The sequence below is a fragment of the Niabella drilacis genome, assembly GCF_900101395.1.
GTDB lineage: Bacteria > Bacteroidota > Bacteroidia > Chitinophagales > Chitinophagaceae > Niabella > Niabella drilacis.
Window position 1 is genome coordinate 1 of sequence record NZ_FMZO01000021.1, and the last position, 25,346, is coordinate 25,346.

Here is a 25,346-nt window from a genome sequence, read left to right on the forward strand (position 1 = left end):
CCGTAGCTGTTCCGCCGGACAGGGCCGTGCCTCCGATGCCGGTGATCGTTGTTGCATTGCCTTCCGGGTCCACATCATTGGCCTTTAAACCGGTGGCGGCAGTACGAACGATGGAAGCTCCCTGAACGGCGGTAGCATAGTCATCGCTGGCCGAAGTACTGTTGGCTGTTCCGGGAGCATTCACCGTTACTACCTGGTAGGAGCTGGTACATTTAGGCGTGGGAACAGACAGATCACATACCTGGTAGGGAATGGTGTCTTTACCCACAAAACCAGGATCGGGTGTATAGGTAATATTACCCAGTGCATCTTTGGTTACCGTACCATGGGCCGGCTGCGTGGGTGTAACACTGGCAGGATTGAGCGCCGGCGAAAGCGAGCCCGGCTGATCATTGGCCAGGGTATTGAGCGTTACTGCTGGTGGCGTACCCGAAGTGTAGCCCGTCATGGTGGCCAGGTCCGGATTGGCCACCGGCGGGTTGGTGGCGGAATTAGGCTCCGCCACGGTAATGGTAAGCCGGTTGGTGGTACAAACGGGCGGTGTACCACTGGTACAAACCGGCACATCAAAAGTGTATACACCAGGGTCGCTCCCTGTAAACGTATATTTGCCCGTGGCAGGATCAATGGTGGGAACTGAATTGCCGGGGTTGTTAACGCCTGATGGAATAGCAGGAGCACCATAAGTGCTGCCTGCAGGTACCTTATCATTGGTGTTTAAGTTACCGCTCATTTGCTGGTTTACATAGCCCGAGTTAAAATCGGGGTTGGCAGTAATATCCAGGCCAAAATCAACATCGTTTACACCCCCTGTTGCACCAAGCGTTATAGGAGTACGCCCATCGTAAGGGCTGACAGCATCGGTGCTGCTTACATTTTGAAAACCGGCAGGAGGAACTATGCCTATAGAATAATTACCGGCAGGTATAGCACTGCCATTGGTAAGGGTGCTAAAGCTATAATTGCCATTGGCATCGGTAGTGGTGGTGGCTATTATGTTTCCGTCATTATCATACAGGTTTACGGTAATACCCGAAAGGCCGGCACCGTTTACACCATCGGTCATGCCGTTTTTATCGTTTACCAGGCTGCCGTTGATGCGGGCCATGCTGATGGCTGCGCAAGGCGCATTTGATAAATCGCTATAGGATCCGGTGGTGCCAACGGCTGTGGCAGCCATAGTGGCCGTATTTAGCTCGTATATAGGATAGGAAGTGCCTGGGCTCCCTGAATTACTTGTGGACACATATACTTTGCCATTGGCAAATACCAAATCGGTAATAGTCACGCCGCCACCAATAGTTACTCCGGTAACCTGCCCCCTGTATATATATTTGGTAGTGCCTTTTTTTACCTGGAACAACCTTCCGGTATTGGCCGTAATAAAGTAATAATCGCCATTGGCATCAATGGTCATATTCATCTGTTCAGTGTGGAAAGTAACCCCACTCGGGAGGGCGGGGCTGCCGGTAGCCGCAGTGATCGTTTGATCCCATACGATGCTAACGGCTCCGGTAGCTGGAACATATTTCGTAAGCCGATAACCATGGTCGGTTATAAAATAGGCATTACCTTGCGGATCGGATGCGCCGCTGATATAATACTCATTGCTGAAATCAGCAAGTGGCAATGTGATTCCGGTATTGGCAGGCTGTGTACCGGCCGGAGCGGTGGTGGATAATCTGTAGATAGTGGCGGAGCCTGTAGTAACGGCTGCGTTCATCGTTGCCATATACACAAAACCATTGCCGGGCTGGGCTATGGAATACCAGCCGTATGCCCCCGTAGGACCGGTATAGGGGCCGCCCAGTTGGGCGAAGGCGTTGTCGGGGTCTAATTTGTACACACTACCTGTTGACGAACTGGAGCCGGTAGCCCAAATGGTCTTATCGCACTGGGCCTGTGCCCATAAGGAAAACAGGGTAAAAACGGGCAACAGGGCTATTTTTATCTGTTTCAGTTGCATTAGCCGTTGCCGGGGAAATGATAGATATTTCATACATAACTATTTATTGATTTCATTTTTTATTATTGGGATCCGGGTCCTGCCCGGGCTCATTACAGTGCTTTGGCTGCTATTCTGAGTGTTCAATTTTCTTTACAAAAATGTACAGCGTCTAAACACGAAAATTTGGATAGCGATTCTTTTTTCCTGTTCTTACTGGTGCAAAGATGACCCGCCCGGGGCTTAGGCCGATTACTACTTTTGTAGTAAATGATTTCTATACGTTGAAGCCTGGAAAGAGGACCCGGCATTGATATTTCAGCGGTCAGCCATCAGCCCTTGTTGTCAGCGTTGAGCCGGCAAATTTTTCGGTTAAACGTCTAAGGGAACGCCATTGATTCACCATTGTCCATTCACTAAAGCCCCGCATTTACTACAAAAGTAGTAAACCCCGCAGCGGAATTAAACAGAGTTTTGTGACCGGAACAACAGTGCAAAACAGCAATACGAATTATCCGGACCTGTGACGCCACTGCATTCCATAGCCTTTTCAAAACAACATAAATCGATCATCTTAAACCAGTGGTTTGTGCACAGAGGTCAGTTTTTAAAAGAAATGGTAAAAGAAAGCGGCCGATCGGTTACCTGGCTGACAAAGAAAATGCGCATCAGCCGCACGACCTATTACAATCATACCCGGGATGAAGACCTGCCGGCTCATCTGCTAACCGGTTACAGCCACGCCCTGGGAGTTGATTTTTCTCAACATATCCCTGAACTGAAAAAGCTGATGTTCTCCGTTAAAGACACTTCACCCCCTAAAGAAACACAAGATGCAATTAGCTACTGGAAACAAAAACATGATGCCCTGCTCGAAAAATGGGATACGCTACAAAAAAACGATCGTTAAACAAATAAGGTATATTATAAAAAATGTCCATCCGAATAGCAATACTGGAAGAGCATCCGATCCTGGTTGATGCATTGTGCAACAGCATTCGCCGGGATCCCGGTCTTCATATTACAGGCAGTTTTCTTGATGCCGGGAGCCTTTCCCGCGGACTCCTGACCGAAACCCCGGATCTGCTGATCCTTGATATCCAGATAAGAACGCTCCATGGTGCAGACTATATTGCCTCCCTGAAAGACGAATACCCTGATATCGGCATCCTCATCTGCTCCAATATGGACAATGAAGCCTATATCAGCACTTTGTTCAAGGCAGGCATAGCCGGTTATGTACTGAAAACAAGTTTACCGCTCGTGCTAACAGACGCGATTCACAAGGTGCATAAAGGGCAGCGCTTCATCGACCCGGAGCTCCCCGAAGCTTCATTAAAAAGGAGGCTCAGACGGCTCAGATCCTCCCCGGGAAGAGGGAGAAAACAGCCGGTGCAGGAGCCCGCCGGTATAGACATTATCCATAAATAAACGGTTACCAATAAACTTTCGGCTATAACCGTTGCATCTTAAATCCTAACAGGAAATTGCCCCCTGGCCATTTTATTCCACGGCGCCGGATCTACTCCGTTCATAGAACGTGGGCACTATCATTTAAAGGCTCCCGTAGAGACGGGAGCCGTATTGCATTTAACCTACCGGGGGCCATGCCTGGGCACCCCTCTTAACTACTAATACTACTTGTATTGCATTTCAAAATTAAGGGGGATTCTGTACGGATTTTTACTACAAAAGTAGTAGCCGGCGAATAAGATATCAGGGTATGTTTGCCGATAACAAAATGCAGCTAACTGTATCCAGGTATGCCGCAGCTATTTTCCCAACCCTATACCCCTTTGAGCCTTTAAGGACATGTATTCTGATTTATTTTTACAAAGCGACCGGTTACCGCAGCACCGTACCCGTCCGGCAATTAGTTGCGGGCGAATTAGCCTGATACCATTTCATTTCCTGTTCAAGCCCGAAAACAGCCGGCCTTCCCCCCATAAAAACACAGCAACTATCCTGGCGCTTTTATTGTCAGTCGGCGCTTTCGCCCAAACCGATATATCTGTTACAGCGTATAGGAAGGCGCAGCATGTCTATATAAAATGGAACAGCTCCTGCGAAAAAAACTGCAGGGAATATAAAATTGAAGGTTTCACAAACAGCAATTCCTGGGAAACGATCGGCACTGTAAACAGCAGAACATCCCATGGCAACTCGGATACCCCGCTCGGCTATGCCTTCAGTATGGCAGACACAGCTGTTGCCCTGGCGGGCATTGCCTTCCTCTTTTTGCTGTTGCTGATCCCGAATGCATCGGGCAGAAACGTCCGCTGGCTGCTTGGCATCGCCCTTACCGCAGGTTTTGCAACCTGCTCCGGAAAAATCGCAGACGCTATCAATACTGGCCGGCGCATTCAATACGTCCGGCTGCTGCAGTACAACACCGATGGTCGCATAACAGCTTCTAAAATGGTTCAGCTAACCCAGGAATAAAGACCATTACCTGTTTCCCAAGCCTCCCGCCCCCTTTTTTACTACAAAAGTAGTACCCGGCAAAATGAAAACAGGTGCACCTTTGTGCAGGAACAGCGCCTGTACTCAACGCCTGTATTGACCGTGCCGTTGCACTCCGTCGAAAGCCACCGTCCTGTCTCCGTTTATTTAGCATGCGGGCATTTTTGCCGGCTACTCATACTTTTTAAAATCTCAATACATGTATCTGTTAAGCATACTTTATGCCCGTCCCGTAGAAAATGGCATTTCTGCCGGCATCTTCCTGCTTTCTGCAGCCATTATAGCAGTTTTGCTTTTCCTGGTCAAAAGCCGCAGGAAAAAAAATAATATCGGGCTGCTTTTGCTAACCCTGCTGGTCCTTTACGCGTTCATTTAAATCCAGGCTTCCTGGTAAAACTATATAGAACATTAAAATAAAACGCGATACATACCGGTTTTAAGCGAAGAAAACGGCTATTTTAGCGAAAAGGTCATCCTGCAATTTGTATCTTCAGTATTTTTATGCAGATTAGGATCGATTATCCGGACTTCGAAATCAGCCTTTAACCATGATACGTGTAGCTATTGTTGAAGATAACAAAGATGTTTTAATATTACTGGAAAGTCTGCTGCAAACGGAACCAGACATCCTTCATATCGGAAGCATTACAACCGGTGATGCGGCATTAAAGTTTATAGCAGAAGAGCAACCCGATGTGGTATTGATGGACATTCATCTGGAAAGCCAGAGCGGCATTGACTGTGTACGGCAGTTAAAACCCATTTGCAAAAAAACTGAGTTTGTCATGTGCACCGCCTTCGATGAAGATGAACTGGTCTATGAATCGTTGCGTGTGGGGGCCAGTTCCTACCTGATGAAAAATAATACCCCCGAATTTATCCTGAATACGATTCGGGAAGTAAACGAAGGCAAAAGTCCTATGAGCAGTGATATCGCGCGGAAGATCGTCCGGCAAATGCAGCAGGTACAGGCACCGCCTGAATTTAATATCACCGCCCGGGAAACCGAAGTGCTGGAACAATTGTCAAAGGGCCGGACCTACCAGGAGATCTCCGATCAGCTCTATATAAGCATTAAAACACTCAAGAGTCATATCTACCGCATTTATGAAAAGCTGCAGGTAGATAACCGTGTGGAAGCCATCAACAAATTTTATAACATCCACAATCTGTACGGCCGGTAGGGTTCAAAGTTTCTGGTTTAAACACTGTCCCAGTTCTCACAGATCGCTGGCAGGTTTAGGGGGATGGGGTGAGCTGGAAGACGAGTAGCTACCCGACATTGCTCTACTCATTCAGCAGGATTCATTAAGGTTCTATGATGTTGACTATTGCCCATCAATGACTGAAAGCTGATCACGTCTAAGTAACCTTCGCTTTCCCCAACCCTTTCAATGGCACCTCGATCACAACTCTTGTATCGATACCCCGCTCCCAGCGTACATCCCCCCCCAACGCCGTTATATTACTGCGGATATTATCCAATCCATTCCCTTTAACCAACAATGCTTCATCGGGCATGCCGCTACCATTATCTTCGATGGTAAGCCTCAGTAACTCCGGAGTTGTTACCGCCGTGCATCTCAGTGCCGTTGCTCCGCTGTGCTTTACCGCATTATTGAAACACTCCTTGATACTCTGAAACAGATAACGCCGTTTATACCCCTCTACAGGCAGTTCCTTCATTGCTACTTGGAAACTGCTCGTATACATTATGCCCGCATCGGATAAAAACTGATCCATATACCGTTGCACATACGCCAGCAGGCTGCCCAGGGTATCGTTCCGATCATTGAGCGACCACACGATCTCATTGACCTGTGTTGTAAGTTTCTGACTATTCCGCTGCAGGATCTCAACCGGCCCGGCAATGGCCTCGATATTGAAGCCCCGAAGCGCCTGAGCTGCCATTCCAATGACAGTAAGAGCGCCACCCAGTTCATCATGAAATTCCCGCGCGATCCGCTTCCGCTCAGCCGTTTCTGCTTCCAGCAGCAACTCTTTTTTTTCAATCACTGAAGCCTGGTATAACCCTTTTAGCTTTTGAGCCTCCAGCCGCTTTTTATTCCGGAAAAAAATCACCAGGCCTACAGCAATGGCCAGCGATAGTAAAAAGATGACCAGGAAAAGGATCAGCCGGCTATTTGCTGCCTTTTTTTCCTGTTCGGCCACGGCCTTATCCATCTTCGTTTTTTCCAGGTTCCGGTCATACTGCAGCAACTTATCGTCATTCTTTTTCCGGTTCACCAGCGCATCAAACCGTTTCTGATCTTCCAGCGCCTTCATGGCCCCGGCATAATCGCCCGTTGCTTTCTTTACCTTGTAAAGCGTTTCATAATACCCGTACACGAACCAGTCGTTGGGCAGCGAACGGGCATCCATATCCATGGTACCGATATAATTTCCATAGGGAATCAGCAGACCATCGGCTTTTTTATATTCTTTTCTCTGCAACGCAATCTCTGCAAAATAAAGATTGGGCAGGAGCCGTGCACCACTGTCCGTATAATTGGCACGAACAATCGCCGCATACTTCCGGATCAGGGGCAGGGCGCTGTCCGGCCTCCCCATTTCGATATAACACTGTCCGAAATTGCTGTAAAAATATTCGATCTCTCCCAGCTTTTCAATCGAATCCGTACATAGCGCCAGCGCTTTTTTCCATTCCTTTATGGCCGCCAGCGTATCCTTAGTGGCCCGGTACCCGATACCCATAACATCATGAATAGCTATTTCCGCTTTAAAATCGCGCGGGGTCTGGTGTTCAGCTATATCCAGCGCGTGGAGGTAATACTTCCGGGCACTTGCATAATTCCCGCGCTGTGAATGAATATTTCCCATAGAACAAAGCGCCATAATTTTATCGGGAGGGAGCAGCTCATTTAACCGGGGCATCACCTTTTCCATATAGTGAGACGCCAGTGAGTCGTCCCGGCCGCTATACAAAACACTGTAATACAGATCCACCAGGGGCCCCATTTTTTTGCTGTCCGATTCCTTTGCCAGCATGCCGGCACTGTCGATCATGCGCTTCCCCTTATTCACATCCATCTGCGTACGCCCGATGAAATACCCCAGGCGGCAGTAAGATCTTATAAGCTCGTCTGTTAATCCGTAGCGTTTTGCCAGAATGCTTACCTGCTGCTGGATCACCAGGCCGCTATCGATGGGCACTTCAAAGGTTCTTTTCTTCAACGCCCCGATCTGGTCGGTAACCGTTACCGGGGCATTTATTTTATGCTGCGTACCCGGATGGCAGGAGTGCAAAACAAACAGGAGCGCAAATACATGGTTACACCGCCATAGACAGCGGGCGTTATGTATGATTTTCTTTATTTTCAGTTTTCTCACAGACTGGATTTCATTCGGCCCTGTTCCGGGATATAAAAATAAAGCTTTTCACCAATTTTCCGCCTGCCGGATCACAGGACCGGCGCATAAAGCGGGCGTTAAGATCGTATAGCAACTTTTCCGTTGGATGATGCAGCAGCAAGGATCTGCTCCGGTATGCATCCATTTATACCGCGGGTTGACAAATATGTTAATCTGCAGTCCTGTAGGTAACCGGGCATCTGCCGAAGGCAAGCTGTTCAGATAATGGATCCTATGTGATAATGGCTGAAGAAGCTGACGGATAAAAAAGCAGCTGCCCCACCGGTATACAATAAAGCCGGTATTCCACTGGTGTTTAATGTATTTCAGAAGTTGGTTAAAAACAGAATGGTGATCATCCTTATAAGCGCCGCGGATCCGGCCCGTTTTGTGGTTTCCTCAGGATCCTCCGCTCTTCCTTTTTACGCTCAGCAAAAAGCTGCTTCCAAAAACGACAAACAGGATGCCGCAATACAAATTGACCTTTCCGTCCAACGCTGTTCCCTTTACAATATAGTACAGTACCAGTAACAGGCCGGTCACCAGGAAAAAAAGGCCAATAACAAACCGCAGGTCAAACAATTTGTTCATATATCCGATTTTTAAAAGAAAATAATATTCAAAACAATAGTGGCCGCCAGCACCAATATGCCCAACCAGAGCGGGTTCTTATACCATACTTTAGACCGGTCGTGCTGCCGGGGTGTAAGGCTATATACCAGCCCCTTCAGTGCTGCTTCCGGTTTGGGTTGCGTTACCAGGCTGACGAGGGCCGTAATCATAAAGCAGGCCACAAAAGAGATCCAGGCGATGGTAAATGCCTGGCTGGTACCGGAGAAAAAATGATGTACCTGTCCCAGCCAGCCGCCTTTGCCTTCGGCCACGGTGAGCCCATGTGTTACCGCGGCAGCCAGTGTTCCCGATATCAATCCCCAAAAGGCGCCATGTCCTGTGGTACGTTTCCAGAACATGCCCAGGGCAAAGGTTGCAAACAGCGGGGCATTTACAAAACTGAACACCAGTTGCAGCAGGTCCATAATACTGTTATATCCCCGTGCTACATAGGCTGTCATTACTGAAATAAGGATGCCCACAACCGTTGTTGCCTTTCCCACATACAGGTAATGTTTTTCCGGCGCATTCTTTTTTATATGTGCCTGGTAGATATCAAAGGTCCAAACCGTATTAAAGGCCGTTACATTTCCCGCCATCCCACTCATAAAGGAAGCAATAAGCGCGGTAATGCCAACCCCTAAAATCCCATTTGGATATAAATTTTTAAGCAACGTGGGCAATACCATATTATAGTTGGGCGAACCATCGGCAGCCGTTGGCAGCTCAAACCCCTGAAACTGTTTTTGCAGCGCCAGTATTACAAGACCCGGCAATATTACAATTACCGGCATCAAAATTTTTGGTACCGCTGCAATAATAGGTGTGCGCCGTGCATCGTTCAGGTTCCGGCTGATCATGGCCCGCTGTACTACCAAAAAATCGGTACACCAGTAACCAAAGGCCAGCACAAATCCCAGACCGAATACCATGCTTACTAGATCCACCCCCATGGGGTTATGCGCCGGATCGTCCAGCCCCTTCCATACATGCAGTTTGGCATCCGCTACATGCTGCACGATCCCCTCCCAGCCACCGGCCTTGTCAAGCCCTATAAACACCAGGGGGGCAATCCCCAGCACGATCAAAAAGAACTGCAATACCTCGTTATACACCGCACTTGTTAAGCCGCCCAGGAAGGTATAGGCCAGTACCACCCCTGCTGCCATCCAGATCGAAACATTAAAATCCCAGCCCAGGATCACCTCCATCAGCATGGCCAGCGCGTACAGGGATACTCCGGAGGAAAACACCGTCATTACAGCAAACGTAAGCGCATTGAAGGTCCGCGTCTTTTCATCAAAACGCAGCTTGAGGTACTCCGGCACACTGCGCGCCTTGCTTCCGTAATAAAACGGCATCATATAAATACCCAGGAAGATCATCGCCAACGCAGCACCCAACCAGTAGAAATGGGTGGTATACAACCCATACTTGGCACCGTTTGCGGCCATACCTAATACCTCCTGCGCACCCAGGTTGGCTGAAATAAAAGCAAGACTGGTGATCCACAACGGTATATTACGGTTGCTCATCAGGAAATCATTGCCGGTCTTTATCTTCTTTTTCAGTAAGAAGCCAATGCCGATCACAAAAAGAAAGTAGATCCCGATGATCGCGTAATCAATGAGTGCAAGCTTCATCTATTTTATTTTTTATAGCTTTGAGATTCGAGAATTGAAATTTGGGACCGTCGTTCAGCCACAACGGTTCTGACCTGGAACCGGAACCTGAAACCCTGAACAAAATCAGGTTCCTTTAAACTCAAATCCCTCCAGGCCCCTTATGCCGGTATCCGCTATAAACAGGCTGCCGCTTAACGGGTACTGCTCCAGCTGTGCTCCTGTTAATCCGTCTCTTGCCGTAGTGATGAAGAGTTGCTGCATATCTTTGCCGCCAAAAGCGCAATTGGTCACATGCGGTGCAGGTACTATTACTTTTCCGGTCAGTGCACCGGTGACAGGGTCATAGCGATGCACGGCGCCCGCGCCCCAGATCGCCACCCAAAGCATGCCTTCGGCATCCACACACATACCATCCGGTACCTGCTCCGGGGCTTCTATATCCACGATCACCCGTTCATTGGCAATGACGCCAGAACCCACATCGAAGTCATAGGCCCTGATATTGTAATCGAAGGAATCGATATAATACATGGTCCGGTTATCCGGCGACCAGCCAAGGCCGTTGGATACGGACCGTTTATCCATCATTTTGCGGAGGCTGCTGCCGTCGAACCGGTACAAAGCCCCCTCTGCAGCCCTGGCATCCCCGTGCATGGTCCCGAACCATAAACGCCCGGCAGCATCGCATTTACCATCGTTGCAGCGGTTAGCAGATCGCTCTTTTTCTATTTCAACCAGCGTTTGCAGGTCACCGGTCTCAAAATCCAGCTGCGATACCGAGCCTTGCAGCGCAACGATATACTTACCGGTATCCCCTACCGGGATGATGGCACTTGCCATCTTATCCAGCAGCCGCTCCTCCACCTGCCGGGTCAGAGGATTCAGGCGCCCCAGTTTTTTGCCTTTGATATCTACATACAGGAACCTCCGGCGGCGCGCATCCCAGCAGGCCCCTTCACCCAGTTGCAGCCCGGCCTCATACAATAAGCCGGCATTCCAATGCGGTATCATTCTCTTTATCCTTATTTTTTTTCAATTCAGCTATCCTGCATCAGCGCGCTTCTGCCTCCGTCTATTAAGTACGTCGTACCTGCTGCAAAAGCGGCATACGCGCTGGCCAGGAATACGCACCAACCGCCAATTTCGTCCACTGTGCCCAGCTTCTTTACGGGATGTAAATTTACCGTACGCTGTCTTTCGGCCCGTGCATCTGCAAATGAATCGAACCATTGCTGGTTACCGGGTGTATCTATAAAACCCGGTGCAATACCCACGGTTCTTATGCGAGGGGCCCATTCAATTGCAAGACTCCGTACCAACCCTGTAAGCGCCGTTTTGGCTACATTATAGGGAAAACACCCCGGTATGGTACCCAGGGAATGATTAGAGGTCATGATGATGATGACACCATTCCTTTTTTCTAAAAAAGGTTTGCACAATTTTGCAAGCCGCCAATGCGAGGCAAGGTTTAAATCCATATTCTGTTGCCAGTCTTCTTCGTTGCTACCTGCTGCACCGGTAAATACATTGCGCCCGGCGTTGGATACTAAAATATCTATACCACCAAATTTTTTTATGGTGGCATCCGTCAGGCTTTTTAAATCATTTTCTTTGGTAACATCGCAGGTTGTGTACAGGGCTTCTGCATTTAACGATTGCATTTCGGCCACAAAACCATTATCATCTTCTGTAGTGGCGCAACCGCTTACCCGCGCACCAGCAAGCGCCATTTGCCGCGCAATGCCCCGTCCAATACCGTTAGTGGCGCCGGTAATGAGAACGGTTTTATTTTTTAAACAGATTTGAAACATTCTATTTTTATTTTTTGCCCTGGTCCGTGAAGACACGAAACAAAGCCACGAAATAATGCCGATAGTTGCACAGCAGCACAAGCGTGCGACGCAAGACTGCTGAGCTTTATTCTTCAGCCGGGACAATAAGAACTGTACTTACTGTCAGCTACACATAAAACCCCGCCCTTGGCTCCAGTACACCGGGATGTGCTTCCATTGCTGCTTCAACAAGATCCACTCCCAACCCGGGCCTTTCACTTAAATGCAGGTACCCGTTCTTTACCATATCCTTTATCGGGTGATCAATCACCGTATCGCGCCAGGGTACATCATTGAACATAAATTCCTGCCGGAAAAAATTAGGAACGGCAGCGCATACATGGGCCGATGCCAGCGTAGAAAGCGGGCCATTGGGATTGTGCGGCGCCAACAATACATTATAGGCTTCCATCATCGTGGCCATACGCTTCATCTCGCCGGGACCGCCGCACCGTGTGATATCCGGCATCATGATATCGCATATATTTTTTTCCAGTACCGGGCGGATGCCATGCCGCGTATAATGCCGTTCCCCTACACAAATTGATACACCGGAAGGAATACGCTCGCGCATCGCCCGCAACGTATCGGCACTTTCCGGCCCGGCCGGTTCTTCATACCAGGTAATGTCCAGTGCAGCCAGGCGTTGCGCCATTTTTACTGCAACCCGGTAGTTGAGCATGGCATGGGTTTCGATCATGATATCAAAGTCGGGGCCCACGGCATCGCGTACCGCCTTGCTTACTTCAAAAGCAAGGTCCTGCTGCGCTGCGGTCAGGGTAAGATTGGAAGAAAGGTCTTCCCCGTACAAATAATTGGTATGGGCAAAGGGGTCAAACTTTAAACCGGTAAACCCGGCCTCCTTTACTTTTTTTGCCTGGGCGGCATAGTCGGCAGCATTGTGCCCGCCCCCGGTAAACCAGTAGTTGGCATACAGCAGGATCTCCTTCCTGAAGGCGCCTCCCAGCAGTTCATAACAGGGCGTGCCCAGCACCTTACCCTTAAGATCCAGCAGCGCCATATCGATGCCGCTTATAGCGCACATGCTGGCACCGTAAGGTCCCACCCAGTTCAGATCCCGGTACAGTTTGGTCCAGATAAAATCTGTCCGCATCGGGTCCAGGCCAATGATCCGCTGCCCCACATGCTTTGCGGCTTCGTATACAAGCGGGCTGCCCGGCCAGTTGGTGGCTTCGCCCACCCCGGTATGACCGGTATCCGTATAGATCTTCAGAAGGGTCCAGTTGTATTTTACGCCCTCTACCAGCCACACTTTTACATCTGTTATTTTCATGATTACAATTTTATTTTCGGACCTGTTTGAGTGTTAAGTTGATGGTTCCGCTGATGACCGTTCCTTTTTTCAGGGGCTTTTCAAACTGTTTGCGGTGATCTTTAAAAAAACCTTCGGAGCCCAGGCCGCTGTATTCCGCCACCAGCCAGTGCACCGCGTTGCCTTCTATCCAGCTCCGGCTATGTTGCCGGCCGTCCGATACCACCTGCAAAGTATTGCTTTTGTCCGACAAAGAGGCGTTAAGGATATTCATTTTAGTAGACCGGAAATCATTACTCCCCCATTCGTTGCGGTCCAGCAGCCAATCGTTTGCAGGCTTCCAAAGCGGGCCGGCCGCCCCGCTGATCCTGTTGGTATTGAGCGCTTCGGCCCTGCCATCGAGCCTGCCGATATGATCTTCGGGATACGCATTCCAAAGCCCGCGGCGTTGCCAGGAGAGCGTATGAAAGGACGGGGCCAGGTGCAGCACAAGGCCCCACTGGCGTGGGTTTACATCCTCCTTTATCTCGTATGCATAGGTTATCTGTGCCGTTCCCCCGGCTTCAAAATGATAAATGGTGTACCCATCTGCTTCATTATATCCATCCCATACCGTTACCGAAAAAACGGTTTCTCCCTCATCGCAGGCATATTGTTGAATGATCCTGTTGGCACATACGGGAGTATAAGCCGGATAATAATAACGCTTACCCAGCATCTGCACACCATCGCCCGCTTCGTTGTAAGGCAGCAGCAGCAGATCGGCCAGGCTATCGAGCACCGGTTTACCCTGCCGGTATACCTGTAGCCGGTTGTTTACACGGTCCAGGCGCAGTTCCCATTCCTTTGAGCGTGCTACCACACCGGTATTACTCTTTTGATAATTCCATTTCAATACCTCTTTTATCTGCTGCGCAGGCGGCACAATCTCTGGAACAATATTTTTAAACCGGTATTCGTCTACCAGCACGTTTCTTGGATCATATACGGTGATCTTCAATGTTGCGCCGGCATCCGGCTGCGGGCACAAGATGGCCACATCGCTGCTTTCGCCCGGTTTTATATCGGGCCGCAGCACCCCTGATGCGCTGCCGGCCTGCCATTGAATGCGGCATTCGCTAAGATTGGAGAAACAATGCCGGTTCCGGATATGCAATATTACCTGGCCATTTTTCCAGTTCGATCGTTGTTCTATCCTTACCGGTGAATATGCTTTCTTCGTATGCCAGTATTCCGGTTTTTGCCTGCGCCAGCCATCTATGATACCCCAAGTACCGTAGCCTACGGCGGTAGTATCGCCCAGCACGAAGGTATCATCAATACCGCCCCATATAGCGCCACCCAGCACGCCTTTAGCATCATACATGCGATCCCACATTTGTGCAAAGCCAATACCCCAGTCATCACGCACACCGGGGTCTGCAGCCAGCTCCAGCCGGTTATAAGCATTGATATGCACATATTCATCAAACACTACCGGGCGTTTTGCATTTGCATACATATCCGGTCCTGCGGGCCCTGGATAGTGATGATTGCCGATCTCCAGCGCACCACCATCGGCATCGGGTGCCCACTGGCTGAAATTGCGCGGCCGCGTAGGATCCAGCACTTTTACCAGTTCTGCCGTTTGACTGAAATATTCTTTGTACTTTAAACTTTCGTTACCTACCGACCAGATGATGACCGATGGCTGCGAGCGAAACTGGTTGATCATATCCAGCGTTTGCGATTGCAGCACGGCCACCGAATCGGCCTTTGTTGCATTATAATCCCTGTGAGCCCAGCAAAACGGTGCTTCGGCCTCTACAAACATACCCAGGCTATCGCAGGCTGCAATCAACTCTTCCGGCGGCGGGTAATGCGATGTGCGGATATAGTTCACGTTGGCATCCCTGAAGATCCTTACATCTTCCTCCCATTGTCCTGCCACCAGTGAGCGCCCCCGCAGCGGCATTATTTCGTGGCGGCATACGCCCCGAAGCTTGATGGGATAATTATTTACGAATACCTGGTTGCCCCTTACCTCAACCTGCCGGAAGCCAATGCGGCGCTGCACCGTTTCGCCCCGGTTACCGGCCTCCATTCTTACGCGCCAGGTGTAAAGGCGGGGATGTTCCGGATCCCATTTCAGCGGCTTTTCTACTTCTACCTCAAATTGATGCTTTATTGTTTTTCCGGCGGTGATGGTTTGTCCGACCGTTATTTTTTTGGTAAGAATAACGGTATTGTTTGAAAGCAATTCAAACAACAGCACAACATCCGTTGCTGCTGCCCGGCCTTCGTTAGACAGCTCAATTTCCGTTTGCAGCCTGGCATTGTTATAATCCTTATCAAACAGCGTGGCCGCATGAAAATTTGAAATATTTAATTCGGGAACGGCCACCACCCTGATCTTGCGGCTGATGCCTCCCAGCGGATGTACCGCATACATACTGGCGCTTGCCGCGGCGTCGGCAGGGCTTTCATTCTTTACTTTTATGGCAATGACCGCTTCTGCTCCGGGCTGCACATAGCTGGTGATATCTATCTCAAATGGTGTAAACCCACCCAGGTGACTGCCCGCCTTTTTGCCATTGATAAAGATATCACATTGGCTGTATACCGCATCGCACCGGAGTTTGAAGCGATTGCCTGCCCAGTTGCCAGGTATGGAAAAAGAACGCCTGTAACCGGCCCATTCATTCTTTTCCACCTTAAAGCCCTGCATCACCCACTCACCGGGCACCTGTATCTTTTTCCAGTTGTTACTTTCCCGGGGCTGCGCTTCAAAACCCGGTTCCGGAGCGGGATTGAACAGCCAGGTACCATCCAGGTCCAATACAAAACGCTGCAGCCCGCTTACCTGCACGGGCATGACAGTCCAGCGATTAACAGTCATGGTACTGTCTGCCGCAAACAAGGTAGTGGCTATAGAAAGCGTGCATAAGAATACGATCCGTTTCATTTTTTTGTTCTATGCAGGCCTGTAAGATTTTCAAAACCTTACAGGCCTGCGTGGTTGGTTGATACGTTTAAAACTCCAGCTCCACGCCTCCCTTCAGCGTTTGGCCCTTGATATTCACTCTTCCATCCGTAAACGGACTTCCATAAAAAGGCTCGGAACCATTATTACAATAATCTGCGATCAGCCACAGGATGGCGCCATCCTGCAACCAGCTTCGGGATGTTTGTTTGCCGCCCCCCCAGGCTTTTACGGCATTGCCCGCGGCATCGCTTAATGTGGCGCTGTATATATTTCGTTTTGAGGAACGGAAATCGTTGCTGCCCAGTTCGGTGGCATCATCTTTCCAATCTCCGGCAGGCACTACGCCCCATTCTTCCACACCCGTTGTACGTTTTGCGTTCAGCCGGGCTTCGCCTTTGGGACGGGCTATATCATCTTCGGGGTAAGCAGTGAACACTGTTTTGCGCAGCCAGCTTAGCCGGTCCATAGTTTTTGGCAGTTGCAGCAGCATCCCGTACTGGTAAGGATACTCCATATTGCCTTTGTATTCGACCTCGTAATGTACTTTGAGGCGGTTGCCTGCAAAGGTATAAACCATACGGCCCCGGCTATTGTCTGAAAAAATGACTGTCATTGTTACCTGCACACTATCGTCCATCTTTTGCACAGCAATATCGTTTGCAAAAATGGTATACAGGGGATACCCTTTCAGGGGGTGGATATCGTTCTGGTAGGTTTCCCCGGCCACATTGGGTTTACCCCCATCCTCGCTGTTGCGCGGGATGATGGCAAATACCGGTCCCTGCGTCATCAGCTCCTTATCATCCTTCCGCACACTGGTGATCATGCCGGTGCTTTTGCTGATCAAAAAGCGGATATTTTTCTGTACGATGGTAATTGAGGCATCGTTTTCCGTTATTGCTAATTTATACGCAGACAGCGGCGGATACACCATCCATTCCCCTGCCCGCAGATCATACAGTTCCTCGTTGGCGATGAAGCCCCGCGGATCGGCAAACTGCACCCGCAGTTCTTTTGTACCCCTTGGAAAAGCGATCTTTAATGCACCTTTGCCATGCGGTGGAATCGCCGCTGTTAAAGGTTGCGGTACACCGCCATCAAATGTTGCCGTTATTTTTATATTGCTTAAATCCGTAAAATCATAGCGGTTTTCAATATGGAGCATTATAAACCCCTTTACCAGACTGCTCCGGTCTGCCCCGGTTACCTTTACCGGCGTATAAGCCTTCTTCATACCAAAATATTCCGGCTTTTTCCGGCGCCAGGCATCCAGCGGTCCCCAGGGTCCATAGCCCACAATGCGGCCACCGGGCAGGTGAAATGCATCGTCAATGCCGCTCCAGATGGCGCCCCCGAGGCATTTGGGGTAATAATACATCGAATCGTACATCATCGCCAGGGGCTCGCCATAAAAAGCGCGCTGGCCGGGATCGGTCAGCAGCTCACGGCGGTTGTAAGTAGCCAGGTGCGCATATTCGCCAAAGAATACCGGGCGCGACATGGTGTCTGTGGCCCGGCCGCCGTTGATGCCCGGGTAATGATAATTAGCTATATCCGCCTTACTGCCAAAATTGTTAAACCCGCCCCAGCACTGGTCGTGCAGCAGCGTTGGGCGTGTAGGATCCAGCGCCTTTACCGCCGCATTTACTTTTTCCCATAATGGGCTCCAGGCGCTTTCATTACCCAGCGACCACATAATGACCGAGGGGTGATTGCGGTGCGCCATCATCTTTTCGATATTGGCATTGAGCATATACGGTAAAAACCGTTCGTCCCTGTAATCCCATTTCTTCCAGATGGGAGACGCCCCATGCTGTATCCAGCAAAGCGATGACTCATCCTCCACAAAAAGCCCCAATGAGTCACAGGCGTTTAAAAAAGCTTCTGTTGGCGGGTAATGCGATGTGCGGATAAAATTGCAATTGGCCTCACGGAATAATACCGCGTCGGTTACATCCAGCGCAGCATCGATGCTTCTGCCGGTTAGCGGATGCACCGAATGCCGGTTAACACCGTGCAGTTTTATGGGTTTGCCATTCACATACACGCGGGCATCTTTTATTGTTACCTGGCGGAAACCGATCTTTTGCCGGATGGTTTCGATGATTTTACCGTCCTGCTGCAATGCCGCCGTCAGCTCGTAAAGGTAGGGAGATTCGGGAGTCCAGTGAAACGGATTGATAATCTGTAATTTGAAATTTGTGATTGGTGACTGATGATCTGAAGTTCCCTGTTTTACGATTTTTCCTTCTTTATTACGCAGGATATAAAGGATAGAGCTATTTGATGCATCTGCCGATACCCCTGTATTTAATGCGAGGATTGCATTTTTATACTGCCGGTCAAAAGTTGTTACTACTGCAAGATTATTGATATGGGCCTCCGGAACGGCCATCAGCGTTACATTACGCAGGATACCGCCTACGGTGTGTACTGCATACTGCGAGGTACAGGCCAGCACATCACTGATGGTACGCGATTGCACTTTTACCTGCAACAGGTTATTTGCCGGCTGCAAGGCGTCTGTAATATCGGCTTCAAAAGGCACAAAGCTTCCTTCGTGCACCGCCACCTGCCTGCCGTTAACCAGTACCACTGCATGGGAGCTGACCCCTTCAAACCTCAGTTTAACCCTTTTCCCCTTCCAGTCCGCAGGAATATCAACAGTACGGCTATACAGGGCCGTTTCGCCTTCATTAACCGTATACCCCTGCATGACCCACTCACCGGGCACATTGATCCCTGACCGCTGCGGGCGGCCTTCCACACCAAAATCCCATTTGCCGTTTAATGACTGAACGGGTTGTGCTATACCCGCTACCAGGGCGGGCTGGGGAGTCAATACCGGCATCGGGGCTCCTGTTTGCGCCGCGGCCATCTGTACCGCCAGTAAAAACGATACCAGTCCCCACATACCAATAAACCGCACCGGCGAAGGTATACCGGGGCAGGGAAATGAACACCTGGCAAACAATGAATGAACTTTATACATTGAAGAAAATTGAAGCATTAAAACACCGGAGATCTTTAAAAACAACTGCGGGCATTACATGATGCCATAGGTTTCAAAAGCCTCTTTGGCACTCATACCCTCCTGTATCTTTTTCTGAACCATTTTTTCACCGCGTGCTTTTTCAATAGCCCGGGCAAATACCTCTTCCTCAATTGCTGCAGGAACCACACAAACCCCATCGCTATCGCCGATGATGATGTCACCCGGGTTTACTTTTACACCCCTGATCTCCAGCGGCACGCGGAAATCGATCACTTTACCACGGGGCGCCTGGTCCTGCGCATAGCGGCCATATGAAAAAGTTGGGAAGCTGAGCTCCAGTATACCGTTGGTATCTCTTGAATACCCATCCACTACGGCGCCGGCGGCGCCCAGCTTCATAGCCCGGGTGCTCATCAGTTCTCCCCAGAGTGCATAAGTGGGTGATGACCCTGAGCATACATATACTTCATTTGTTTTGAGATCATCAAGCGCTTCCAGCATCAGGCCAAAAGGCTTTTTCAGTACGGGGTTACAGTTTCCCTCCTCGCCAAACACATCCGCCTCCAGCACCGTCATGGCGCGGCCCACCACAAACATATCCTGCCGCAGGGGTTTTATCTGCGGGGGCAGGAACTGGTGCAGGTATCCCAGCTTATCCATAATATCGCCGACCACGGCCGTATATAACTCATGCTTTACAATATGGAAGAGTTCATGATCGGTTTTCCAAAGAATATTTGTTGTCTGCATATCTGATAATTAAAGCCTGAAGTTTTCCAGGCCGGTTAATGTTATTCCGTTTTCAGCTGTAAAATAGCATGCCCCTCCATTTTTTTCCCTTTATTACGGGTACCCTGGTAGTTGCCCCAGCTCAGGGTCCAGTAGTCCCATTTATCGCTGACCAGCAATTGCTGGCTGCCATCGGCACCAACGGTCATTTTTGCTGCCTGTGTCCCGTTGCTCCTTACCTCAACAGCGCCGGTTTTGCCGGATATGGTATATTGATAAATGTGCTCTTTTTTAGCCCGGTACATTTCAGTAGCCTGCATCCGCACCAGGTGCAGGGCATCTGTGCCCCTGGTAAGCTCAAAATCCTGCAGGCCCTGTGCCGTTGCAAACTGCGGCCGCACACCGTATTGCCGGATACCGCCTTCGCCTGTTTTTGAGGCACGGCCTTCCGTTGCTGCCAGGTGCCCTTCCGGATAGGTGGTCCAGTAGCCTTTCCGCCGCCAGCGGATCTCATTGAGCGATGCAGCTACCGGTATCCCGATGCCAATATCCCAGGTATACGCCGGGATATTGGCAATGGTATAATCCAGCCTGACCCGTCCATCGGCATACAGCGTTGTGGTCACCGTTACCGGAAAGCTGTCGACCTGGCCCTGGCTGTAAACAACAAACTCGTCCCGGGCTTTCTGCTCAAATTTAAATGTACTGATTTTATACCCCCCTGAGAAAATGGCTTCCGTATTTTTTAATACGCCGGCATCCTTTGGACGGTTGATCACCGGGGTGGGATTTCCTGCAACCAGCATTCCTGCGCCCGCCCCTATGGTTTCTATCGCACCGGTCCTTCCGTTTATAACGGCCTGTGCAAAGCTGCTTCTTAAAAGGATCTGTTCCGTCTTTTTGTCTATCGTCCATACAGCTGCGCGCTTTTGAAATCCGCCGGCCGGAGCGCTTTTTAAAAAGATCCGTTCCTCATCGATCAGCGTTCCATCTTTTGCAACGAGTCGGATCAGCACCGACGAGTCCGCGGCGTGAACGGGAACCGAGACCACTCCGTTCCGATGCGGAGGCAGATCAGGCAGGGAGACCCGAACCGTTCTGCCACCGCCGGTAACCGTTGCTGTAACTGTTTTTAGCGAGGTATGGTCAAACCGGTTATGCACCGGTATCGAAAGGGTATTTGCTTTTACTGTGTAGTTATTCACATCAAGCCGGATGGGGGAATACGCTTTTTTTGTATTCCAGAATTCGGCTTTCTTTCTGCGCCACACGTCCACAATGCCCCAGGGACCATAGCCCACCATCGTATCCTTCATCATAAAGGTTTCGTCGATCATCCCCCAGATCGCCCCGCCGAGGTAACCTTTTACATCAAAACGGTATTGCCAGATAGAATCCAGGCTTTTGCCCCAGGCATCCTTTGCGTTTGGATCATAGGTTGTAAGACTGGTATTGTAGCAGGACACATGGGCCCATTCATCACCGATGATGGGATAATCGGCTTTCATATTCTTTTCGTACCTGCCCAGATCGCTTGTTTGCCCGTTGGTATTGGGATAGCCGTTATACCGGGGATAATGCGATACCAGTATATCAAAACACCTTTTTCCCTGGTTTAGCGCCGTTGTGGGAAATGACCAGGAAACGGGGCGGGTCGGTTCCACCGCTTTTACAAAATCATATTCCTTCTGAAAATTAGTGCCATACCAGCTTTCATTGCCTATGGACCACATAATAACGGCTGCATGGTTCCGGTCGCGGTCGATCATCTCGCTCAGCTGTCCCAGGTAGCGCCCTGTAAAGACCGGGTCGTCCATGGTTTTATAATACTTCAGATATGGTTCCGAACGCCAGTCGAGCACAAAGCAGATGGCCGTTTCTTCCTGTACATAGATGCCATAGCGGTCGCAAAACTCCAGGAAATCTTCGGAAGGCGGATAGTGCGATGTACGGATAAAATTCATATTGGCTTCCTTTGCCAGCAGCACATCCAGGCTATCCTGCACGCGGTTGGTACTGCGCCCCAGCAGCGGGTGCATATCATGCCGGCAGGCGCCCCTTAGTTTTACAGACCTGCCATTTACCAGCATTTCATTGTCTTTGTTTATTTCCACACTACGGAAGCCAAGGGGTTGCACGATCGTTTCATAGGGCTTCCCATTTTGAAAAACCGTTACGGTAAGGGTGTACAGGTATGGGGTTTCGGCCGTCCATGTTTTTATTTTTTCAATACGGATGCTATCGCTCCAAACAGTGCCTGCCATTTTTTTAAACGGTTTTGTAACCCGTTTATTACCGGTGGCATCGGTAAGTGTATAGGTTGCTGTGATATTCTTTGCCTGGGGCAGCTGCATTTTAAGGCTAAGCAGGCCGGCAGCATCGTTACCGGAAAGACCAGCGCTTGCATACAGGTATTGCACGGGATTGCCAGGCAACACGATGTATTGTACCTTGCGCGTGATCCCCCCGATGGGATGCGCCGCATAACCCGAAGCATAGGAAATATCGTCCGCTCTGTCCGTAACGCTTACATGCAGCCAATTATCCTGACCGGGCTTCAGGTACTTTGTAATATCGGCATCCCAGGCGGTAAAGCCGCCAAAATGCTCCCGCACAAAATGGCCATTGCAATAGACCCTTGCATGGTTAAACACCCCGTTAAACCGGATAATATGCCGTTTGCCGCTGGTATCTGTATCCATTTTAATTCTTCTGCGGTATACAAATGCTGTATCGTGCTTTATTTTAAACCCCTGCATCAGGGCCTCCCCGGGCACCTGGATCGTTTGCCAATCGCGGGTAGCGCTGTTGTCGGCTACAGATGTTGCATTGGCGTTAAGATTGATTTCCCAGCTGCCATCCAGGGATTGCACAGGTTTTGCCACACCGGCCACTGCTGCCGGCCTGGGGGGCAGGTGCAGCCGGCCATCGGCCATATATTGCTGGGCCGGAGCTATACCGGTTACGAGAACAAGTAACAATAAAAAACATTCTTTAAGGATGGGCATTATGCGTGTTTAAATAGTTGCCTGCGAAAATAATGATTGCTCCGGCCCCGTATTATAAGTATATTGATGTATGTTTAAAATATTCTACCCGAAGAGAGAAGCGCACTCTATATGCAGCCGCGGACCAGGGCGCTCTTAATACAGATTCAATTCGGCAAGGGCTAAATACGGTCCTGCCGCGTAGTTGCTTAAGAAAATAATTTTTACATACCGCGCCGGAGCGGTTGGCTGCGACAAAGCGATCCTTTGGTAGGCAGTATTATTGTTCTGCACTGTAAACGTGCCTGCCGCCATCCAGCCTATACCATCAGTACTTACTTCTATTTTTCCATCTTTGGGCGTACCGGAGGTGCTATTCTGTCTTGGCCAGATCAGCAGACCATTGATAACATTTGAACTGCCCATATCGACGGTGACCCAGTGTGGATAGGCCGGGGAAGACCCGCTCCATTGCGATTGCCAGAAAGTAGCAGGATTATTATCGAAGGCATATAGCGTACGGCCGTTGGCGGTACCTTCCCCCGTAGCCTCCTGGTCCGAAAAACCGGTTATTACCCAGCCGGCCCGGTTAAAAGGAGGAAACGGATCCAGCTTAATGGTATCAGCGCCGGAAACGGCAAAAGTGTCTATTGCCGCAGGCTCGGGAAGATACCGGGAAATAATCAGCGCATTCGTTCCCGGCCTGATGTCGGTGATCGTGTCTTTGTGCGCACTGATATTCCGGGTCTCAAATGTTTTTGAAGATCCATCCACCGCAGTATAAGCCACCGAGGTTGAAACAACCGTGGTATTGGTCTCCAGCCAGTCGATAATCAGGCGACCAAAAAACGGGTTTTCTGCAGACCGGAAGCCCCGGTTGATAATTCCGCTTTGATAGTTACTGCCGTAAATATTACCACTTGCATTTACGAGCACCGATGGGTTACCTGCGGCATCAAAGGTTCTTACTGCAAAGCTCCCATTTCCTTCCTGGAGGTTATTAATGATCTGCCGCACGGTATCAACGCCCGCCGACCTTGTGATGGATTGGTCCATCGAATCCAGTCCGCCATTCCAGTAGATACGGTATTTTACGATCTTGGGATCTGACATGAACAGCCCGGTAAGCATCACCCGCCCGTTGCCGGGCAATATCTTTAGCGAATCCAGTATCCCGGGATAGGAGATCTCCTTTCCTTTTTGAAATCGGTCTTTGTAGGCGTCCATTTTCTGACAGCCAGCCACTGTTAATATCATCATGGCCATAAAAACAGGCAACCAGTTTTTTTTCATTGTATTTCTTTTAATTGCTCTCTAATATTTTTCTCCAATTCACTATTATTTACTGCCCCATATATCCACCTGCGAGATCCAGATATTGGTGAATCCCTGCCAGTTCCGGATATTGCGTATCCGGAGGTATTTGACCGGAGGCTGTCCGGGCTCAAACTCCACATCCCACCCTGCTTTTGCATAGGCGATATCTTCTGCAGAGGAGGGCTGACCATATGGCAGACCGGAGGGCCGCACGATGGATTTGGCGGCCAGTTTTACCCAGCTGGCATCATAACTGCCATCGAGGGTAGGATTGGCGGAGCCCCATATCTCAAAATCACGCAGATTCCCCTGCTCATAATACCGGTCGTTATTTTCCGACCTTGGATATATTTTCATCCGGCTCAGCGTTTTTGCAACACCAATGCTCCAGGTTATAGTCTGTATATTGGTGTTGCTTACATTGGTGTATAAGCGGGGCCACACCGCATTCAGATTATAGTTATTATCCCAGATGAGCCGGACAGCTACCCCCTCGTTTGCGTAAGCCAGCGGGCCATCCCCGGGTAAGGTAAATTCAGAAAACCTGGTCTTATCCAGTATTACCTCAGCCAGGGGAGTGATTTCCTCGTACAGGGTATCGCTGCTGTTTCCAAAACGGTCGCTTACGCAAAAAGCAAACCGGGTAGGCTTATCCTGCAGTCCGCGTATGGTGTAGTTAATACTATCCGCCTGTGTATAAATTTTATCCAGGCTCTCATAATTGCCGTTCCCCAGAGAATCGATCATCGGTACAATAACAATGGGCTGTTCCGCGGCATTACGTACCTTAATATTAGGTCCGCCAAAACCCGCCTGCGTCTTCAGACTCCGGAAAGCGAGGTTCACGGGCGATTCCAGGGGCGTTACCGTTACAGCAACCGGATCCGACTCCACATGGCTGCGCGTTACCGCATACAGCTGTACTTCGTAAGCACCGGCTTTGGCAAAGCCATCTACCGTCATTGTATTATTATAATAGGAACTTACGACCTCCCTTTTTATGCCCGGCCTTATCTCATATACGGCTTTTATGTAAAGCAGGTCCGGGGCCGCGGGTAACGTGTACGTGAGCGTGGAAGCGCCGTTCGTGTTCTGCACCATTATATTGGATACCGTGCCCGGCCTGGCGCCTCCTTTTTCAACAGGCGTATTCAGGAGCTCCTGTTTACAGGAAGACAGGCCTGCAACAGTAAAAAACAATAATATAAAATATGCTGATCTCATCTTGATT

Annotated in this window: 18 protein-coding genes; 5 read left to right on the forward strand and 13 right to left on the reverse strand. The window is 49.8% G+C overall.

Going from position 1 to position 25,346, the window contains the following annotated elements; all coding sequences use genetic code 11:
* Window positions 1-1,999 (reverse strand): SdrD B-like domain-containing protein (locus tag BLS44_RS23165; protein ID WP_143019899.1); only part of this gene is annotated, 1,999 nt, incomplete at its 3' end.
* A 469-nt stretch (window positions 2,000-2,468) separates the two neighbouring features.
* Here BLS44_RS23165 and BLS44_RS23170 point away from each other — a divergent pair.
* The 5 genes from BLS44_RS23170 to BLS44_RS23185 all read left to right on the forward strand — a co-directional run bounded on the left by BLS44_RS23170 (window position 2,469) and on the right by BLS44_RS23185 (window position 5,592).
* Window positions 2,469-2,855: a hypothetical protein gene (locus BLS44_RS23170; protein ID WP_143019900.1), complete on the forward strand. Its 387-nt coding sequence runs from the start codon at window positions 2,469-2,471 to the stop codon at window positions 2,853-2,855.
* 23 nt (window positions 2,856-2,878) lie between these two features.
* On the forward strand, window positions 2,879-3,376 hold the full coding sequence (locus BLS44_RS23175) for a response regulator (protein ID WP_090392926.1): 498 nt from the start codon (window positions 2,879-2,881) through the stop codon (window positions 3,374-3,376).
* A gap of 381 nt (window positions 3,377-3,757) precedes the next feature.
* The gene (locus BLS44_RS23180) at window positions 3,758-4,387 is read left to right on the forward strand and encodes a hypothetical protein (RefSeq protein ID WP_090392928.1); all 630 of its coding nucleotides are present in this window, start codon (window positions 3,758-3,760) and stop codon (window positions 4,385-4,387) included.
* A 220-nt stretch (window positions 4,388-4,607) separates the two neighbouring features.
* Entirely contained in the window at window positions 4,608-4,784 is a 177-nt protein-coding gene (locus tag BLS44_RS26710) for a hypothetical protein (protein ID WP_176954528.1), read from the forward strand.
* A 172-nt stretch (window positions 4,785-4,956) separates the two neighbouring features.
* Window positions 4,957-5,592, forward strand: coding sequence for a response regulator transcription factor (locus BLS44_RS23185; RefSeq protein ID WP_090392931.1), 636 nt, complete (start codon window positions 4,957-4,959; stop codon window positions 5,590-5,592).
* 178 nt (window positions 5,593-5,770) lie between these two features.
* On the opposite strand, the gene BLS44_RS23190 is transcribed toward BLS44_RS23185, so the two are convergent.
* The 12 genes from BLS44_RS23190 to BLS44_RS23245 all read right to left on the reverse strand — a co-directional run bounded on the left by BLS44_RS23190 (window position 5,771) and on the right by BLS44_RS23245 (window position 25,339).
* Entirely contained in the window at window positions 5,771-7,759 is a 1,989-nt protein-coding gene (locus BLS44_RS23190; protein ID WP_090392933.1) for a tetratricopeptide repeat-containing sensor histidine kinase, read from the reverse strand.
* 420 nt (window positions 7,760-8,179) lie between these two features.
* Complete coding sequence (locus BLS44_RS23195; protein WP_090392935.1) at window positions 8,180-8,371, reverse strand: hypothetical protein; 192 nt, start codon at window positions 8,369-8,371, stop codon at window positions 8,180-8,182.
* A gap of 11 nt (window positions 8,372-8,382) precedes the next feature.
* On the reverse strand, window positions 8,383-10,035 hold the full coding sequence (locus BLS44_RS23200; protein WP_090392937.1) for a sodium:solute symporter family protein: 1,653 nt from the start codon (window positions 10,033-10,035) through the stop codon (window positions 8,383-8,385).
* A gap of 105 nt (window positions 10,036-10,140) precedes the next feature.
* Window positions 10,141-11,028, reverse strand: a complete 888-nt coding sequence (locus BLS44_RS23205; protein WP_090392939.1) for an SMP-30/gluconolactonase/LRE family protein — start codon at window positions 11,026-11,028, stop codon at window positions 10,141-10,143.
* A gap of 26 nt (window positions 11,029-11,054) precedes the next feature.
* The gene (locus tag BLS44_RS23210; protein WP_090392941.1) at window positions 11,055-11,828 is read right to left on the reverse strand and encodes an SDR family NAD(P)-dependent oxidoreductase; all 774 of its coding nucleotides are present in this window, start codon (window positions 11,826-11,828) and stop codon (window positions 11,055-11,057) included.
* A 148-nt stretch (window positions 11,829-11,976) separates the two neighbouring features.
* Window positions 11,977-13,143, reverse strand: coding sequence for a mandelate racemase/muconate lactonizing enzyme family protein (locus tag BLS44_RS23215; protein WP_090392943.1), 1,167 nt, complete (start codon window positions 13,141-13,143; stop codon window positions 11,977-11,979).
* 10 nt (window positions 13,144-13,153) lie between these two features.
* Entirely contained in the window at window positions 13,154-16,066 is a 2,913-nt protein-coding gene (locus BLS44_RS23220; protein ID WP_090392946.1) for a glycoside hydrolase family 2 protein, read from the reverse strand.
* Window positions 16,067-16,133: 67 nt separating this feature from the next.
* On the reverse strand, window positions 16,134-19,079 hold the full coding sequence (locus tag BLS44_RS23225) for a glycoside hydrolase family 2 TIM barrel-domain containing protein (RefSeq protein WP_090392948.1): 2,946 nt from the start codon (window positions 19,077-19,079) through the stop codon (window positions 16,134-16,136).
* A 54-nt stretch (window positions 19,080-19,133) separates the two neighbouring features.
* Complete coding sequence (locus BLS44_RS23230) at window positions 19,134-19,832, reverse strand: RraA family protein (RefSeq protein ID WP_090392950.1); 699 nt, start codon at window positions 19,830-19,832, stop codon at window positions 19,134-19,136.
* Window positions 19,833-19,873: 41 nt separating this feature from the next.
* Window positions 19,874-22,819, reverse strand: coding sequence for a glycoside hydrolase family 2 TIM barrel-domain containing protein (locus BLS44_RS23235; protein ID WP_090392951.1), 2,946 nt, complete (start codon window positions 22,817-22,819; stop codon window positions 19,874-19,876).
* A gap of 135 nt (window positions 22,820-22,954) precedes the next feature.
* Window positions 22,955-24,091, reverse strand: coding sequence for a DUF4998 domain-containing protein (locus BLS44_RS23240; protein WP_090392953.1), 1,137 nt, complete (start codon window positions 24,089-24,091; stop codon window positions 22,955-22,957).
* Between the two features lie 45 nt (window positions 24,092-24,136).
* Complete coding sequence (locus tag BLS44_RS23245; protein ID WP_176954529.1) at window positions 24,137-25,339, reverse strand: DUF5000 domain-containing lipoprotein; 1,203 nt, start codon at window positions 25,337-25,339, stop codon at window positions 24,137-24,139.
* Between the last annotated feature and the right edge of the window lie 7 nt (window positions 25,340-25,346).